General features: G+C 68.0%; 14 protein-coding genes. 11 read left to right on the top strand and 3 right to left on the bottom strand.

The genetic code is table 11. From position 1 onward, the window contains the following. The first annotated feature begins 27 nt into the window (after positions 1-27). The 8 genes from gloA to FHY09_RS14010 all read left to right on the top strand — a co-directional run bounded on the left by gloA (position 28) and on the right by FHY09_RS14010 (position 8,648). A complete protein-coding gene (gloA, locus tag FHY09_RS14045; protein ID WP_166927519.1) occupies positions 28-543 on the top strand; it encodes a lactoylglutathione lyase in 516 nt (171 codons plus the stop codon). Between the two features lie 112 nt (positions 544-655). Then, the gene (locus tag FHY09_RS14040) at positions 656-1,150 is read left to right on the top strand and encodes a glycine zipper 2TM domain-containing protein (RefSeq protein ID WP_456362823.1); all 495 of its coding nucleotides are present in this window, start codon (positions 656-658) and stop codon (positions 1,148-1,150) included. A gap of 146 nt (positions 1,151-1,296) precedes the next feature. After that, on the top strand, positions 1,297-2,574 hold the full coding sequence (locus tag FHY09_RS14035) for an efflux RND transporter periplasmic adaptor subunit (RefSeq protein ID WP_166927518.1): 1,278 nt from the start codon (positions 1,297-1,299) through the stop codon (positions 2,572-2,574). A gap of 27 nt (positions 2,575-2,601) precedes the next feature. Continuing rightward, positions 2,602-3,318, top strand: coding sequence for an ABC transporter ATP-binding protein (locus tag FHY09_RS14030; RefSeq protein ID WP_166927517.1), 717 nt, complete (start codon positions 2,602-2,604; stop codon positions 3,316-3,318). 8 nt (positions 3,319-3,326) lie between these two features. Continuing rightward, on the top strand, positions 3,327-4,628 hold the full coding sequence (locus FHY09_RS14025) for an ABC transporter permease (protein ID WP_166927516.1): 1,302 nt from the start codon (positions 3,327-3,329) through the stop codon (positions 4,626-4,628). Between the two features lie 21 nt (positions 4,629-4,649). Then, a complete protein-coding gene (locus tag FHY09_RS14020; protein WP_166927515.1) occupies positions 4,650-5,864 on the top strand; it encodes an FtsX-like permease family protein in 1,215 nt (404 codons plus the stop codon). 94 nt (positions 5,865-5,958) lie between these two features. Continuing rightward, entirely contained in the window at positions 5,959-7,302 is a 1,344-nt protein-coding gene (locus tag FHY09_RS14015) for a sigma-54-dependent transcriptional regulator (protein WP_166927514.1), read from the top strand. Next, a complete protein-coding gene (locus FHY09_RS14010) occupies positions 7,299-8,648 on the top strand; it encodes an ATP-binding protein (protein WP_166927513.1) in 1,350 nt (449 codons plus the stop codon). Before FHY09_RS14015 ends, FHY09_RS14010 begins: the two co-directional genes overlap by 4 nt. Before the next feature lie 24 nt (positions 8,649-8,672). Here FHY09_RS14010 and glmU read toward each other — a convergent pair whose 3' ends face one another. Further along, on the bottom strand, positions 8,673-10,037 hold the full coding sequence (glmU, locus tag FHY09_RS14005; RefSeq protein ID WP_166927512.1) for a bifunctional UDP-N-acetylglucosamine diphosphorylase/glucosamine-1-phosphate N-acetyltransferase GlmU: 1,365 nt from the start codon (positions 10,035-10,037) through the stop codon (positions 8,673-8,675). Positions 10,038-10,122: 85 nt separating this feature from the next. Here glmU and FHY09_RS14000 point away from each other — a divergent pair, with 85 nt between their 5' ends. Genes FHY09_RS14000 through FHY09_RS13990 form a run of 3 tightly spaced genes read left to right on the top strand, consistent with a single transcriptional unit; the run spans position 10,123 to position 13,609 of the window. After that, a complete protein-coding gene (locus FHY09_RS14000) occupies positions 10,123-12,126 on the top strand; it encodes a hypothetical protein (RefSeq protein ID WP_166927511.1) in 2,004 nt (667 codons plus the stop codon). A gap of 4 nt (positions 12,127-12,130) precedes the next feature. Then, positions 12,131-13,198, top strand: a complete 1,068-nt coding sequence (locus FHY09_RS13995; protein ID WP_166927510.1) for a glycosyltransferase family 2 protein — start codon at positions 12,131-12,133, stop codon at positions 13,196-13,198. Between the two features lie 27 nt (positions 13,199-13,225). After that, entirely contained in the window at positions 13,226-13,609 is a 384-nt protein-coding gene (locus FHY09_RS13990) for a GtrA family protein (RefSeq protein ID WP_166927509.1), read from the top strand. On the opposite strand, the gene aroQ is transcribed toward FHY09_RS13990, so the two are convergent. Both aroQ and FHY09_RS13980 read right to left on the bottom strand, forming a co-directional pair. Beyond that, positions 13,574-14,287, bottom strand: coding sequence for a gamma subclass chorismate mutase AroQ (gene aroQ, locus FHY09_RS13985; protein ID WP_166927508.1), 714 nt, complete (start codon positions 14,285-14,287; stop codon positions 13,574-13,576). The genes FHY09_RS13990 and aroQ overlap by 36 nt on opposite strands. A gap of 158 nt (positions 14,288-14,445) precedes the next feature. Continuing rightward, the gene (locus FHY09_RS13980) at positions 14,446-15,306 is read right to left on the bottom strand and encodes a hypothetical protein (protein WP_166927507.1); all 861 of its coding nucleotides are present in this window, start codon (positions 15,304-15,306) and stop codon (positions 14,446-14,448) included. Between the last annotated feature and the right edge of the window lie 55 nt (positions 15,307-15,361).

Here is a 15,361-nt window from a genome sequence, read left to right as displayed (position 1 = left end):
TGCCCTGTCCGACCGAGGTTTTCCCCCATGACCATCGCCGCCCTGCGCGACGTCCCCGGCCTCGCCGCCGAGGCGCCGGCCGAGACCGCCGGATTCGTCTTCAACCACACCATGCTGCGGGTCAAGGATGCCGCCGCCTCACTGGATTTCTACAGCCGCGTGCTGGGGTACCAGTTGATCGACAAGCGGGAGTTCGCCGAGGCGAAGTTCAGCCTGTATTTCCTGGCCTACGTTCCCGCCGGCGCGGTTGTCCCGGAAGACGACGCCGAGCGTCGCCGCTGGATGGCCGGCATCCCGGGGGTGCTTGAGCTGACGCACAACCACGGCACCGAAAACGAAGCGGGCGCGGTCTATCACGATGGCAACAGCGACCCGCGCGGGTTTGGCCATATCTGTGTTTCGGTTCCGGATATCCAGGCCGCCTGCAAGCGCTTCGAAGACCTGGGCGTGACCTTCCAGAAGCGGCTGGACGAGGGACGCATGAAGCACCTGGCCTTCATCAAGGATCCGGATGGCTACTGGATCGAGATCATCAGCCTCTGATGGGGCGGCGCCTTGCAGGCGGGGCGCACCTGGGTGGCTGAACGGACTTTCAGGCAGCTGGCTGCACGTTTAACCGGGACCTGGCTCGCAGGGACCGCGCAATGTTGGGGCAATGTTGGACGCCAATGGTGGAGTCACGGACGCCGGCAGCGGTGTCCGCCATCGCCTGCACAGCGGCGATGACCACCTTCCCCGATGGAGCATGACGATGATCAACGCAGCGACCTTCAGCTTCCGTGGCCTGGCGATGGCCCTCGCCCTCGGCGCAGGCTTCATGACCATTGGCGACGCCGACGCGTTGTCCCGCAAGGACAAACACACCCTGATCGGCGCTGTGGTCGGTGGCGTGGCCGGTTCGGCCCTGTCCAACGGCGATGCCCGTTACACCGTGGGCGGTGCATTGGCCGGTGGTGCGATCGGCAACCTGGCCACCTCCGACCGCCGCGACGACCGTCACGGCCGTTATGACCGCTACGACCGTCGAGGCCATGACCGTCGCCACGACGGCCGGCGCTGGCAGCATCAGAACCGCCAGGCTGACTGGCGTCGTGATCGTGATCGCGACCGTCGTGACTGGAATCGCCAGCATCGCGGTGGCCGCTGGTAAGCCGCCGTCCGCGGAAGTGTCCGCCCGGGTGTCCGGGCGGACACCCGGACACCCGGACGGGGCGACTAACTCTTTGATCTGAAAGGCCTGGGCAGTTGGCACACTCCGTGCTTGATACGGAGCAGTTCCAACGCCCAGGCCTTTCGATGATCCGCGACACCTCCGCCCAGGACCAGATCGTTTCCTCCGCACCCGCCGACGGCGCCGCCGGCAGGTGGCGCCGTTACCGCTGGCCCGCGCTCGCCGCCCTGGTGGTCCTGGTGGCCATCGGCTTTGCCGTTCCGGCCTGGCTCAACGCCAGCCGCTCCTTCGACGGCACCCGCGTGCGCATCGCGGAAGTCCAGCGCGGCGACCTGGTGCGCGACATCGCCGCCGACGGTCGCGTGATCGCCGCCAACAATCCCGTGCTGTACGCCATCTCGGCAGGCATCGTGGACCTGAAGGTCGTCGCCGGCGACGTGGTGAAGAATGGGCAGGAACTGGCCGTCATCGACAGCCCGGAACTGCGCAGCAAGCTCGCCCAGGAAGAAGCCACGCTGGCCGGCCTGGAAGCCGAGGCCAGCCGTGCCACGCTCGACGCGACCCTGGCGCGCGCCAAGGCGCGCAAGGAAACCGACCAGGCCAACATCGAACGCACGGCCGCCGAGCGCGACCTGGAGCGCTACCAGCGCGGCTTCGATGGCGGCGCGGTACCGCAGATCGATCTGGCGCGCGCGCAGGACAGCCTGAAGAAGGCCGACATCAGCCTGACCAATGCCAGCACCGATGCCCGGCTGCAGGGCCAGGGCGCGGACCTCGATGCCCGCAACAAGCGCCTGCTCGCCGATCGCCAGCGCGCGGTGGTGGCCGAGGTGAAGCGGCAGGTCGATGCGCTCACCCTGCGCGCACCGTTCGACGGACAGGTGGGCCAGGTGCAGGCCACCCAGCGTACCAATGTGATCGCCAACGCGCCGATCCTCGGCGTGGTGGACCTGTCGCGCTTCGAGATCGAGATCAAGGTGCCGGAGAGCTTCGCCCGCGACCTGGCGATCGGCATGCCCGCCCAGCTCACCAGCGGCAGCGGCGAGCCGTTCCCGGGCGAGATCAGCGCCGTTTCGCCCGAAGTGGTCAACGGCGAGGTCAACGCGCGGGTGCGCTTTGCCGACAAGCAGCCCGAAGGCCTGCGCCAGAGCCAGCGCATGTCCGTGCGCGTCCTGCTCGATACCCGCAAGGACGTGCTCAAGGTCGAGCGTGGTCCCTTCGTTGAACAGAGCAATGGCCAGGTCTACGTCATGCAGGGCGACACCGCCGTGCGCCGCCCGGTGGAGCTGGGCGTGAGCAGCCTGGGCGAAGTGGAAATCAAGTCCGGCGTGCAGCCGGGCGATCGGATCGTGGTCGCCGGCAGCGATCTGTTCGGCGACGCCGAGCGCGTCTCCATCAACTGACATCACCTACCGCAAGAGGATAGAACCATGCTTGAGATGCGCTCGGTCGCCAAGGTGTTCCGCACCGAACAGGTGGAAACCCATGCTCTGCGTTCGCTGGAACTGAAGGTCAACGAAGGCGAGTTCTGCGCGGTCACCGGCCCGTCCGGTTCCGGCAAGACCACCTTCCTCAACATCGCCGGTCTGCTGGAGACCTTCACCAGCGGCACCTACCTGCTCGATGGCCAGGATGTCAGCCGGCTCGGCGACGACGCCCGCAGCCGGCTGCGCAACCAGAAGATCGGCTTCATTTTCCAGGGCTTCAACCTGATCCCGGACCTCAACCTGTTCGACAACGTGGATGTGCCGCTGCGCTACCGCGGCATGTCGGCGGCCGAGCGCCGCGAGCGCATCGAGAGGTCCCTGAGCCAGGTCGGCCTGGGCTCGCGCATGAAGCACTATCCCAATGAACTGTCCGGCGGCCAGCAGCAGCGCGCGGCGATCGCCCGCGCCCTGGCCGGCAGCCCGCGCCTGCTGCTGGCCGACGAACCGACCGGCAACCTGGACACGCAGATGGCGCGCGGCGTGATGGAGCTGCTGGAGGAGATCAACGCGGCGGGCACCACCATCGTGATGGTCACCCATGATCCCGAACTGGCCGCGCGCGCGCAGCGCAACGTGCACATCGTCGACGGCCAGGTCACCGACCTGCTGCGCGAGCCGGTCCTGGCCACGCCGCGGCGCATCGTCGCGGTCAACGAGTGAGGTCGGCCATGTTCGCCTACTACGCGCGCCTGGCGCTGCGCAGCTTCCGCCGCAACAAGGTTCTCACCGCCCTGATGGTGGTGGCCATCGCCCTGGGCATCGGCGCCTCGATGACCACCCTGACCGTGTTCCACGTGCTGTCCGGGGACCCGATCCCGGGCAAGAGCGAGCGCCTGTTCTATGTGCAGCTCGACCCGCGTCCACGTGCCGGCTACGTCCCCGAGGACGAGCCTGCCGACCAGATGACCCGCTTCGACGCCGAGGCCCTGCTGCGCGATGCGAAGGCCGAACGGCAGGCGGTGATGACCGGCGGTGGCGGCACCGTGGAACCGGAGAACAGCACCCTCAAGCCCTTCTCGCTCGATGGCCGCTGGACGTCGGCCGACTTCTTCCCGATGTTCGACGTACCCATGCTGTACGGGCAACCCTGGACACGCAGCGACGACGAAGGCCGCTCACGCGTGGTGGTCATCTCGAAAACGTTGAACGACAAGCTGTTCAACGGTGCCAACAGCGTCGGCCGCGACCTGCGTTTCAGCGGCCACACGCTGCGCATCGTCGGCGTCATGGATACGTGGCGGCCGGAGCCCAGCTTCTACGATCTCACGCTGGGCAGCTTCGGCCGCGAGGAGGATGTCTTCGTACCCTTCTCCACGGCGCTGGACCTGAAGCTGGGGCGCAACGGCAACATGAACTGCTTCGGCGAATCACCCAGCGGTGAGAGCTCCGGCGTCAACGCGCCCTGCGTGTGGCTGCAGTACTGGGCCGAGATGGACCCCTCCAAAGTCGACGACTACCGCAGCTACCTGGTCAATTATTCCAACCAGCAGCGTGCCGCCGGACGCTTCGAGCGCCCGGCCAACGTCAGGCTGCGCGACGTGATGGCCTGGCTGGACCACAACGGTGCGGTGCCCAGCGATGTGCGGCTGCAGCTGTGGCTGGCGCTCGCCTTCCTGTGCGTCTGCCTGGTCAACACGGTGGGGTTGCTGTTGGCCAAGTTCCTGCGCCGCAGCGGCGAGATCGGCGTGCGCCGGGCACTCGGCGCGAGCCGCCGGCAGATCTTCATGCAGTGCCTTGTGGAAGCCGGCGCGGTGGGGCTGGTCGGTGGCCTGCTGGGCCTGCTGCTGGCGATGCTCGGCCTGTACGCGGTCCGCCAGCAGCCGGTGGACTACGCCAAGCTGGCCCAGCTGGACGGCAGCATGCTGCTCGTCGCCCTGGGACTCACCCTGTTTGCCAGCCTCGCCGCCGGCTTCCTGCCCGCCTGGCGCGCCATGCAGGTCACCCCCGCCATCCAGCTCAAGTCGCAGTAACGGCGACCCCGAGGACATCCCATGGACATCCGCCCCATCCTCAGCACCCTGCGCCGGCACAAGACCGCCGCCGCATTGATCGTGCTGGAAATCGCCCTGACCTGCGCCATCGTCTGCAACGCGCTGTTCCTGGTCAGCCAGCGCATTGAAAAGATCAGCCTGCCTAGCGGACTGGCCGAGAAGGAACTGGTCATGGTCAACGTGGGAGGCATTGGCCGCCAGGTCGATGCAATGGCCCGCACCCGCGAAGACCTGGCCGCGCTGCGCGCCATCCCGGGGGTCACCCAGGTCACCACGGTCAATCAGCTGCCGTTCCGCCGGAATTCCAGCTCCAGCGGCCTTTCCCACACCGCCGACCAGGAAGAGTCATCGGTCAACGTGGCAATGTACGGCGTTGCCGAAAACGGCCTGGCCACGCTTGGCCTCAACCTGACCAGCGGGCGTGATTTCCAGGCGTCGGAGTACATCGCGCTGGAGGATGTCATGAGCCGCAAGACCAAGGACGTGGCGGTGCCGATCCTGCTCAACCAGGCCGCCGCGCAGCGATTGGAGCCACGCGGCACGGCACTGGGCAAGACGTACTACATGGGCGATCAGGCCATGCACGTGGTGGGTATCGTGGAGGCCTTGGCCACGCCGGTCGGCTGGGACGGCAACCGCACCATGTCCATGGTCCTGCCCGGGCGTACGGCCTTCGGCGAAGGGGTGTACCTGCTGCGTACCGCACCCGAGCGCCGCCAGGAGGTACTCAAGGCCGCGCTTGCCGCACTGGAGCGCAACGATCCCAACCGGCTGGTCCGCGAGAAACTGACCTACGAAGAGCAGCGCAACGACTACTTCAAGAACGACCGCGCGATGGTCGGCCTGCTGGTCACGGTGTGCGTCGCGCTGCTGGTGGTGACGGCCCTGGGCATCGTGGGCCTGGCCAGTTTCTGGGTGCAGCAGCGCAGCAAGCAGATTGGCATCCGCCGTGCGCTCGGCGCTACGCGCGGGCAGATCCTGCGGTATTTCCAGACCGAGAACTTCCTGCTCGCCACGGTGGGCATCGTGCTGGGCATGCTGGCGGCCTATGCCATCAACCTGGCGCTGATGAGTACCTACGAACTGCCGCGCCTGCCCCTGTTGTACCTGCCCATCGGCGCGGTGCTGCTGTGGCTGCTCGGACAGATCGCGGTCTTTGGCCCCGCCCGACGCGCGGCCGCCGTGCCACCGGCGGTGGCCACGCGCGGCAGCTGATCCGGCATGGCATCCGCCGGCCCCCGCGTCGGCGCTACCATGGCCGAATGACTCCACCTGCCGGGCCCTGCCCGGCACCAACCGATGGCGCTGCATGCCCACGATCCTGATCATCGACGACAACACCAGCGTGGGCACCGCGCTGGAGGTCCTGTTCTCGCTGCACGACATCGACACCCTGCACGCGCTCTCGCCCGAGCAGGGCCTGCAGATGCTCGAAGCGCATCCCATCGATCTGGTGATCCAGGACATGAACTTCACCGAAGACACCACCTCCGGTGAGGAAGGCGAGGCGCTGTTCGCCCGCCTCCGCGAACGCCATCCGGACCTGCCGGTGATCCTGCTCACTGCGTGGACCCACCTCAGCAGCGCCGTGGACCTGGTCAAGGCAGGTGCCGCCGATTACCTCTCCAAACCGTGGGACGACCGCAAGCTGCTGGTCACGGTGAACAATCTGCTGGAACTCTCCGAGGCCCGCAGCGAACTGGAACGCCGCCGCCAGCGCGAGCACCAGCAGCGCGACGCGCTGCAGGCCCGCTACCGGTTGTGCGGTGCGGTCTTCGCCGATCCTTCCAGCGAGCGCACCATCGCCCTGGCCTGCCAGGTCGCGCGCTCGGCGCTGCCGGTGCTCATCACCGGGCCCAATGGCGCGGGCAAGGAGAAGATCGCCGAGATCATCCAGGCCAACTCCGGAGTGCCCAAAGGACCGTTCGTGGCGCTCAACTGCGGCGCCCTGCCAGCGGAGCTGATCGAAGCAGAACTGTTCGGTGCCGAAGCCGGGGCCTACACCGGCGCCAACAAGGTTCGTGAAGGCAAGTTCGAGGCCGCCGACGGCGGCACGCTGTTCCTGGACGAGATCGGCAACCTGCCTCTGAACGGCCAGATGAAGCTGCTGCGCGTGCTGGAGACCGGACGCTTCGAGCGGCTCGGTTCCAACCGCGAACGCCAGGTCAGGGTGCGCGTGGTCAGTGCCACCAACGCCGACCTGCCGCAGATGATCCGCGACGGCACCTTCCGCGAGGACCTCTATTACCGCCTCAACACCGTTGAGCTGCGGGTGCCGCCGCTGGCCGAACGACCCGGCGACATCGCCCCGCTGGCAGCGCATTTCCTTGACGGCGGCAAGGCCCTCTCAGCCGCCGCGCTGCTGGCACTGCAACGCCATCCGTGGCCGGGCAACGTACGTGAGCTGCGCAATGTCATCCAGCGCGCGCAACTGCTGGCGCCCGGTGCACGGATCGAAGTGGCCGACCTCAACCTGCCGCGTGCAACGGCCGGTGCGCGTGCGGCGCCCGCTGGCAACGAACCGGACCGGCAACGCATCCAGAGCGCGCTGACCCAGCATCATGGCGTGATCGCGCAGGCGGCGGCCGAACTCGGCCTCAGCCGGCAGGCGCTGTACCGGCGCATGGACCGCTTCGGCATTCCGCGCGAATGATCGCGCGGTCCTTCACCGCCCGCCTGTTCCTGCGGCTGCTGCCGGTGCTGGCACTGGCTGCGGCACTGCCCTGGCTGCTGGCGTTCTGGCTGGACCACGGGTGGGTCGTGGCCGGCATTTCCGCCGTACTACTGCTGGCGTTGATGTGGTGGAGCCTGCGCCGTGCCACCGCGCCCGTGCGTTCGCTGATGCGCGCCCTTGCCGGAACGGTGAGCAGCTACCGCGATGGCGAATACAATTTCGGCGTGCACTGGTCCTCCAACGATGAGCTGGCAACGCTGGTGCAGGCCCATCGCGAGCTGGGCGACGTACTGCGCGAGCAGCGGCAGGCGCTGGTGCAGCGGGAGCTGCTGCTCGACACCATGGTGCAGAACACGCCGGTGGCCATGCTGCTGCTGGCCGCCGGCGGGGATGGGCTGCCACGCGTGGTGTTTTCCAACCTTGCCGCGCGCAGGTTGCTGCATGGCGGCGTGCGCCTGGAAGGCCAGCGCCTGGCCGCACTGCTGGAGCAGATGCCAGTACCCCTGCGCGAGGCCATCGCACGGGGCGGTGACAGCCTGTTCGCAGTGCGCGAAGAAGACAGCGACGACGGCTCCGAGGAGGATGAGCAGATCTACCACCTCTCGCGGCGCGCATTCCATCTCAACGGCCGGCCACACGACCTGCTGTTGATCCGCCTGCTCACCGCGGAACTGCGGCGGCAGGAAGTCCAGACCTGGAAGAAGGTGATCCGGGTGATCAGCCACGAGCTCAACAATTCATTGGCTCCCATTGCGTCCCTGGCGCACTCCGGCGGTGAACTGCTTCGACGCGGCCGCGTCGAGCGCCTGCCGGAGATCTTCTCGACCATTGAAGACCGTGCCCGTCACCTGGAAGGCTTCATCCGCGGCTATGCCCGCTTCGCCAAGTTGCCCCAGCCGCAGTTGCAGACCGTACACTGGGCGCCGTTCCTGTCCAGCCTGCAGCAGCAGATTCCCTTCGCGCTGGCGCCGCTGGATGAAGAACTGCACAGTCGCGTGGACATCGCCCAGCTGGGCCAGGCCCTGCTGAACCTGCTCAAGAACGCGCATGAAGCCGGCAGCGAGGCCGACCCTCCTAATGCGGATGTCCGCGTGCAGGTGACCCGGCTGCCGCAATGGCTGCGGCTGGATGTGCTCGACCATGGCCGCGGCATGAACGAGGCGGTCCTGCAGAACGCGCTGATGCCGTTCTACTCGACCAAGCGCAACGGCACCGGGCTCGGACTGGCCTTGACGCGCGAGATCGTCGAAGCGCATGGCGGGCGGATCTCACTGCAGAACCGCACCGAAGGCGGCCTCTGCGTGTCCCTGCTGCTGCCCGTGTAGCGATCGCCCCGCGGCAACCGCGCGTTACTTCTTCTGCGGACGCTGCCAGCCGGGGAGGGTCTCCTGCCGCGCGCGCGCCACCGTCAGCGTGCCCTCCGGCGCGGTGCGCGTGATCACCGAGCCTGCGCCGATCGTCGCCCCCTCGCCGATCAGTACCGGAGCCACCAGCGAGCTGTTGGAGCCCACGAACGCGTTGTCACCGATCGTGGTCTGCGACTTGTTCACCCCGTCGTAGTTGCAGGTGATGGTGCCCGCGCCGATGTTGACCTTGCTGCCGATGACCGCATCGCCCAGATAAGTCAAATGGTTGGCCTTGCTGCCCACACCCATCGTGACCTTCTTGGTTTCCACGAAGTTGCCCACGTGTACCCCATCGGCCAGCACCGTGCCCGGCCGCAGCCGTGCGAAGGGACCGACCTGCGCTGCCCCTTCAGTGACCACACCTTCCAGATCGCAGTGCGCGCGCACCTGCGTGCCCGGCCCGAGCGTCACATCCTTGAGCCGGGTGAACGGCCCGATGCTCACGCCATCGGCCAGATGCACGCGGCCCTCGAGCACCACGTTGACATCGATCTGCACATCGCGCCCCACCACCACCTCACCACGCACGTCCACCCGCGCCGGGTCGAGCACGCGCGCACCCTGCTCGCACAGAGCACGCACCGCGCGCTGCTGCCAGGCGCGCTCGAGCTGCGCGAGCTGCCACGGATCGTTGGCTCCTTCGGCATCCTGCGGATCGGACACCACGGCCATCTCGGCGGCCGTGTATTCATTGGCCGCGAAAGCGAACACATCGGTCAGGTAGTACTCGCCCTGCGCGTTGGCGTTGGAGAGCTGCGAAAGCCAGCGCCGCAGCGCGGTCGATTCGGCGGTGATGATGCCGGTATTGATGATGCGGATCCGGCGCTGTTCATCGTCGGCGTCCTTCTGTTCCACGATGCCGGCCACGCGGCCTTCGGCATCGCGGATGATGCGGCCATAGCCCGTCGGGTCGGCCATCTCGGCGGCCAGCACGGCCAGCCGACCGGGCAGCGCCAGCAGGGCGCCGAGCGTCTGTGCACGGATCAGCGGCACATCGCCGTACAGCACCAGCACGGTGGCTGCATCGGGCACGTCGGGCATCGCCTGCGCCACGGCATGGCCGGTGCCCAGCTGCTCGCGCTGTTCGGCCCAGACCAGGTCCGGCTGCGCGCTGAAGTGGGCGCGCACCGCATCGCCACCATGTCCATAAACCACATGGATGGCTTCGGGGTTGAGCTGGCGCGCGGTGGCGATCACGTGTGCCAGCATCGGCTGCCCGGCGATCGGCTGCAGTACCTTCGGCAAGGCCGATTTCATGCGTTTGCCGGCGCCGGCGGCGAGGATGATCACGTGCAGGGGAAGGGTCATCAGCGGTTCCTTGAGCGCAGGATGGCGGTGCAATGAGTGCAGCCTGATAGCATAGCCGACCCCCGCATCAAGGATGGTGAGCAGCATGGAAGGCACCAAGGGCCGTCTCGCGCAGTTCGTAGCATGGGCCGGACCGGTCCTGCTTGGGCTGGGCCTGGTGACATCGCCGGTGCTCCGGCAGATGCCGCATGGGCGTTTCGGGGAACTGGTGCTCATCGCCCTGGTGGCGCTGGGTATCGCCGCAGCGTCGCGTCGCCTGCGCGGCTGGGGCATCGCCGACGGCGTCGCTGGTTTCTTCCTGCTGGCCCTGATGCTGTTCGCCGGCGTCGCCCCCTTCTTCGCTGCCATGGTGATGGCCCTGGCCGCTGGAGCGATCGGCGGCACCCTGGCGCCCCGCCAGCCCGTGTCACTGCAGATCATCACCGGCAGCCTGCTGCTGGCCGGCACGCTGGGCTGGCTGCTGCAGCTTCCACTGCATCACCGCTGGGTCCTGCTGCCGATCCTGGTCGGCGTCATCGTCCTGCGCCGCCATGCCCTGCGTGACGTCCTGTGCCGGACCCGGGTGCAGTGGCGCGAAGCGGTCGGATCGGCGCCGAAGCTGTCCGTCTTCGCGGTGCTGGTACTGGGCCTGGCCAGCACCGGCAGCTGGATCCCCACGCTGCAGTACGACGACCTCGCCTATCACCTGCGCCTGCCGTGGCAGCTGATGGAGCAGGCCGCTTACCTGCCGGCCCCTGACCAGCAGATCTGGGCACTCGCCCCATGGGCGTCGGATGTCCTGCACGCCGTGCCGCAGGTCATTGCCGGGTCCGAAGCACGCGGGCCGGTCAACGCGCTGTGGCTGGTGCTGATCGCAACCGGCGTGTACCGCTTCGCCGCGGCATTGGGCGCCGCTGCCCCGGCGCGCTGGCTGGCAGTGGCGCTGGCCGCCAGCCTGCCTCTCACCGCCGGCCTGGCCACGAGCATGCAGACCGAGCTGCTCACCGCTGCCGGGCTGGCCTGGCTGGCCGCACTGGTCGCCGGCCCCCGCGAAGCGGGTCTGCGTTTCTGGCTGCTGGTCGCCGCATTGGCCGGGGGGCTGGCCGCGGTGAAGTTGACCGCCGGTGCGATGGCGGCCGTGCTGGTGCTGTGGGCCCTGTGCCGTCACCGCTGGCCCCCGCTGCCCGGCATCGCGCTGGTGGTGCTGGTCGCCGCGCTGGTCGGGGGCGCCAGTTACGCTCAGGCCGCGTGGTTGACCGGAAACCCCGTGCTTCCCCTGTTCAATGGCGTCTTCCAGTCACCGGTCATGGCCCCGGCCAACTTCAGCGATCCCCGCTGGCAGGCGGGCTTCGGCAGTGGTTTCGACCTGCTGTGGCGGATGACCTTCGACAGTCCGCGTTACGTGGAATCGCATCACGGCGCTGCCGGTTTCGTGCTGGTGGCATGTGCCGGCCTGTGGCTGCTCGCCCTGCTGCAGGCGCGCACGCGCGCCGCCGCGCTGGCCTGCACCGCCCTGCTCGTGCTGCCGCTGTTGCCGGTGCAGTACCTGCGCTACGCCTATCCCGGGATCGTGCTGATGTGCGCGGTGGTGGCCGCCGCGGCACCGGACCGGCGCAGCCTGCAGGTACTGCTCATCGCCACGTGCATCCTGGATGTGGGGTTCATGGCCAACGGCAACTGGATGCTTCGCAGCGGCGCGGTGAAGGACACCGTGCGCCACCTGGGCGATGCGGCGCCCCTCATGGCGCGGTTCGCGCCGGAGCGCAGCCTCATCGCCGCCATGCGGACAGCGGGTGCGACCGGAGGCAACGTACTGCTGCTTGACCGCACCGATGCGTTCGCCGCCGAACTGGGCCGTCGTGGACGCACCGTGGGCTGGTATGCGCCACGCCTGGAGGCGGCGGCCACGCGGGCGGACGCCGATCCGTCGGGCCGTACCTGGCACGCGCTCCTCCAGGCCGAGGGCATCTGTCATGTCATCGTGCGCGCAGACAGCTTGACGCCCGCGCAGGCGGCGGCGCTGCAGCAGGCCGGCGCCCTGCTGCGGCTGACGGTCGGCGGCCGCGCCTGGTGGTCGCTGCCCGCCTGCGACGCATCTGCGGGACACTGACGGCATGGTCGCTTCCCTGTCGCATCGCGTGCCTTCCGTCGGCACCCCATTCCGCGCCGCGCCCGATGCGCCGCGCATCGCCGTGGTGATTCCGTGCTATCGGGTGCGCGAGGCCGTGCTTCAGGTGGTGGCGTCCATCGGCCCTGAGGTGGGCTGGATCATCGCGGTGGACGATGCCTGCCCGCAGCAGAGCGGCGACTGGCTGGCCACGCACTGCCGGGACCCGCGCCTGCGGATCGTGCGCCATACGGTGAACCAGGGCGTAGGTGCGGCGACCCTCAGCGGTTACCGTGCCGCGCTGGACACACCGGCCGAGGTCGTGGTCAAGCTCGACGGCGACGGCCAGATGGATGCGGCCGACCTCCTGCGCCTGTGCCGTCCCCTGCTTGCCGGCCAGGCCGATTACGCCAAGGGCAATCGGTTCCACCGCTTGGCGTACGTTCGTGGCATGCCCTGGCTGCGGCTGGTCGGCAACGCGACGCTGTCATTCATGACCAAGCTTTCCAGCGGATACTGGCAGGTGGCCGACCCGACCAACGGCTATACCGGCCTGCGCGCTGAGCTGGTGCGCGAACTGGACATGGACCGGATCGCCAAGCGCTACTTCTTTGAATCCGACCTGCTCAATCATCTCAACCTGATGCGTGCGGTGGTCGTGGACGTGCCGATGCGTGCACGCTACGAGGGCGAAACGAGCAGCCTCAGTCCCTTGCGCATGATCGGCCCCTTCGCCGCAGGCCACCTGCGCAACACGCTGCGGCGCCTTGGCTATGGGTATTTTCTCCGCGGCTTTTCCGCGGCCAGCGTGGAGCTGCTGCTGGGCGCGCTGTTGCTCGTGGGCGGCGCCGGTTTCGGTGCCCTGCACTGGGTGCAGTCGCTGGCCACCGGCGCGCCCGCCACCGCCGGGACGGTGATGCTCGCCGCACTGCCAGTGATCATCGGCACGCAGATGCTGCTCTCATGGCTGAATTTCGATGTGGCCAGCGAACCGCGCCAACCCGTGCACGGCCTGTTGGCCGACCAGCAGGCGATCACGCCGGACAGCCTGAAACCCGACGATGCCGCGCGCTGACACGTATGCCGGACGCGGGGTCACCCGGTGCGCCTGACCCGGCAGGGCAGCCGCTATATCGCGGCCGGCATCGCCCAGCTGGTACTGGACTGGGCGGTCTTCGTCACGGCAACAGCGCTCGGCGCACCGGTGCCGCACGCCAACGTCGCCGGTCGTCTCGCCGGCATGCTGCTGGGCTTCTGGCTCAACGGCCGCTATACCTTCGCCGACGCGGGCCAGCAACGCCTGGGCTGGCGCCGGTTCGCGCGCTTCCTGCTGCTGTGGGCACTGCTGACCGTTGCCAGCACCCTGCTCGTGGGCGCGGCCCACGACCTGTTGGGCCTGCGCTGGGCGTGGCTGGCCAAACCCGCAGTGGAAGGCAGCCTGGCCGTGGTGTCATTCCTGCTGATGCGGTGGCTCGTGTTCCGCTGAGGATGCCCGCGCCGGCGGTGCTGGCCGGCAGAACGTGATCAAGGCGCGTACCAGTGCAACGGTCTGCACGGATGGCGTAGCCTGCGCGCCTTCTCCGGGCGTCTGGCGGGCCTGGATCGCGCGCGCCAGCGTGGCTGGACAATCCGCTGCCCGGCGGGCGGTCTCCACGCCCGGCCACGCGACAAACAGGCGTTCATCGAGGGCATCGATCCGCTGCCGGGTCTGCTCAAGCGGCGGCGCCGGCCCAGGTCGCCCGCCGAGGCGATAGCGTTGGAACGCCACGTGCTGCAGGAGCTTGTTGGCCTCCATCAGCTGCCGGTACGTTGTTTCCACATCCTCCGGATCGAGCCCGGCGGCAAGCGCCTGATCGCGCTTGCGCAGGAGGATCTGCGCCTCACGCACGGGATCTTCGATCGGCCGCTGGCCACTGAACTTGTAGGCGGCCACATCAGCTGCCGTGGCGTTGCGCTCGGCAACGGTGCCGACCCACGCCGCGAGGGAAGGATCAGCGGCGGCGGGCGTCGTCGCGCTGGCCGCGCAAGGCAGGGCCAACAGCAGGGACAGGACGGGGCGGGTAAAAGAACGCATGGCAGCTCCTGGTGAAGAGATATGGGTCACGGTGTGCGGCGAACTCAACGACGTCCTGATGGGCATGACGTTCCGCACCCTCGCCAGCATCAACGCGGATTTTCATTCTTGATCGGCCCGACGGTAACTCGCCCGGTGCCCGGTGTGCCGCCACCCACGCCTGGGCCGCCACCGTTACCTTTCCCGCCGCCCGAGCCGCCACCGCCACCGCCTGGATGGACCGTCCGATGGCGGTACTTTTTCATTCATCACCTTTTGCAGCAGCTTTCTCGAATAGTTTGCGCGCGCAGTTCGGCCGACCTTTGCTCATCAAGTGTCAACGAACGCCGCAGCGGCCCGTAGCCCTCCTCGAATCCAGCGATCGGTGCGATCTGCTGTGCGGCGAGGGCGTAGGCGAACTGAGCTACCCGGTCCTGCCCGACGATGACGCCCGCCCCGTAGGCGCTTGAAAGAAGCAGCAGGGCGTCCTGACTTCCGTAGGAAACCGCTTCTTCAAGATACCGGCGAGACGCTTCGCGCCACTTCTGCACGGCGCCCGGATCGGCCAGATAGGCCGTCGCCCCGCCCGGCAGTGAGTAGGCGGGGTTTATCGCGTAAAGCAGTTTCGCTTCAAGACTGCCCTGCGCCACTGCCCTGGAAAGCCAATCGACGTCAGTCAACGCGGCGTCACCCAACAGTGACTCGCATTCACCCAAGCGGCGGGCAGCGTCGTCATCCTCGATGGCCGGTACCTGGTCATACAGCCGTCGGCAGTCAAGCACCGCCAGGAAAATATCGTAGCTGGCGGTGCCATCACCGGCGTCGGACCGGCGTTTGAGCGAGCGCACGAAGTCACGGGCGTCGCCATCAGGTCGCAGTGGCCCTGCGCGACGTATGCTGAAGCCCGCGGACCCTGACGCCTCCACCCGCGCGGGATCCACCGCACCGCTGGCGATCAACCGCGACAGATCCGGAGAAGGAACAGATCCGGAAAGCGCGTCCGGGTTTTCATGATCCTGCGCGATGGGGGTCAGCGGCTCCGATGCAGACAATGCCCGCTTCTGAAACGCGGTCAGCATCGCTGCCCCTATCAACAGCACGACGATGGTAGCGAGGGCGGCTGAGCGCATCGTTACCATTCATACGACCAGGCGGCGGAACGGCGGCATGCGGGGCTGTGGTCGA

The organism is Xanthomonas sp. 60 (genome assembly GCF_011761925.1).
Note: the sequence above shows the minus strand (reverse complement) of the source record. Positions and strands in the feature narration are given on the sequence as shown.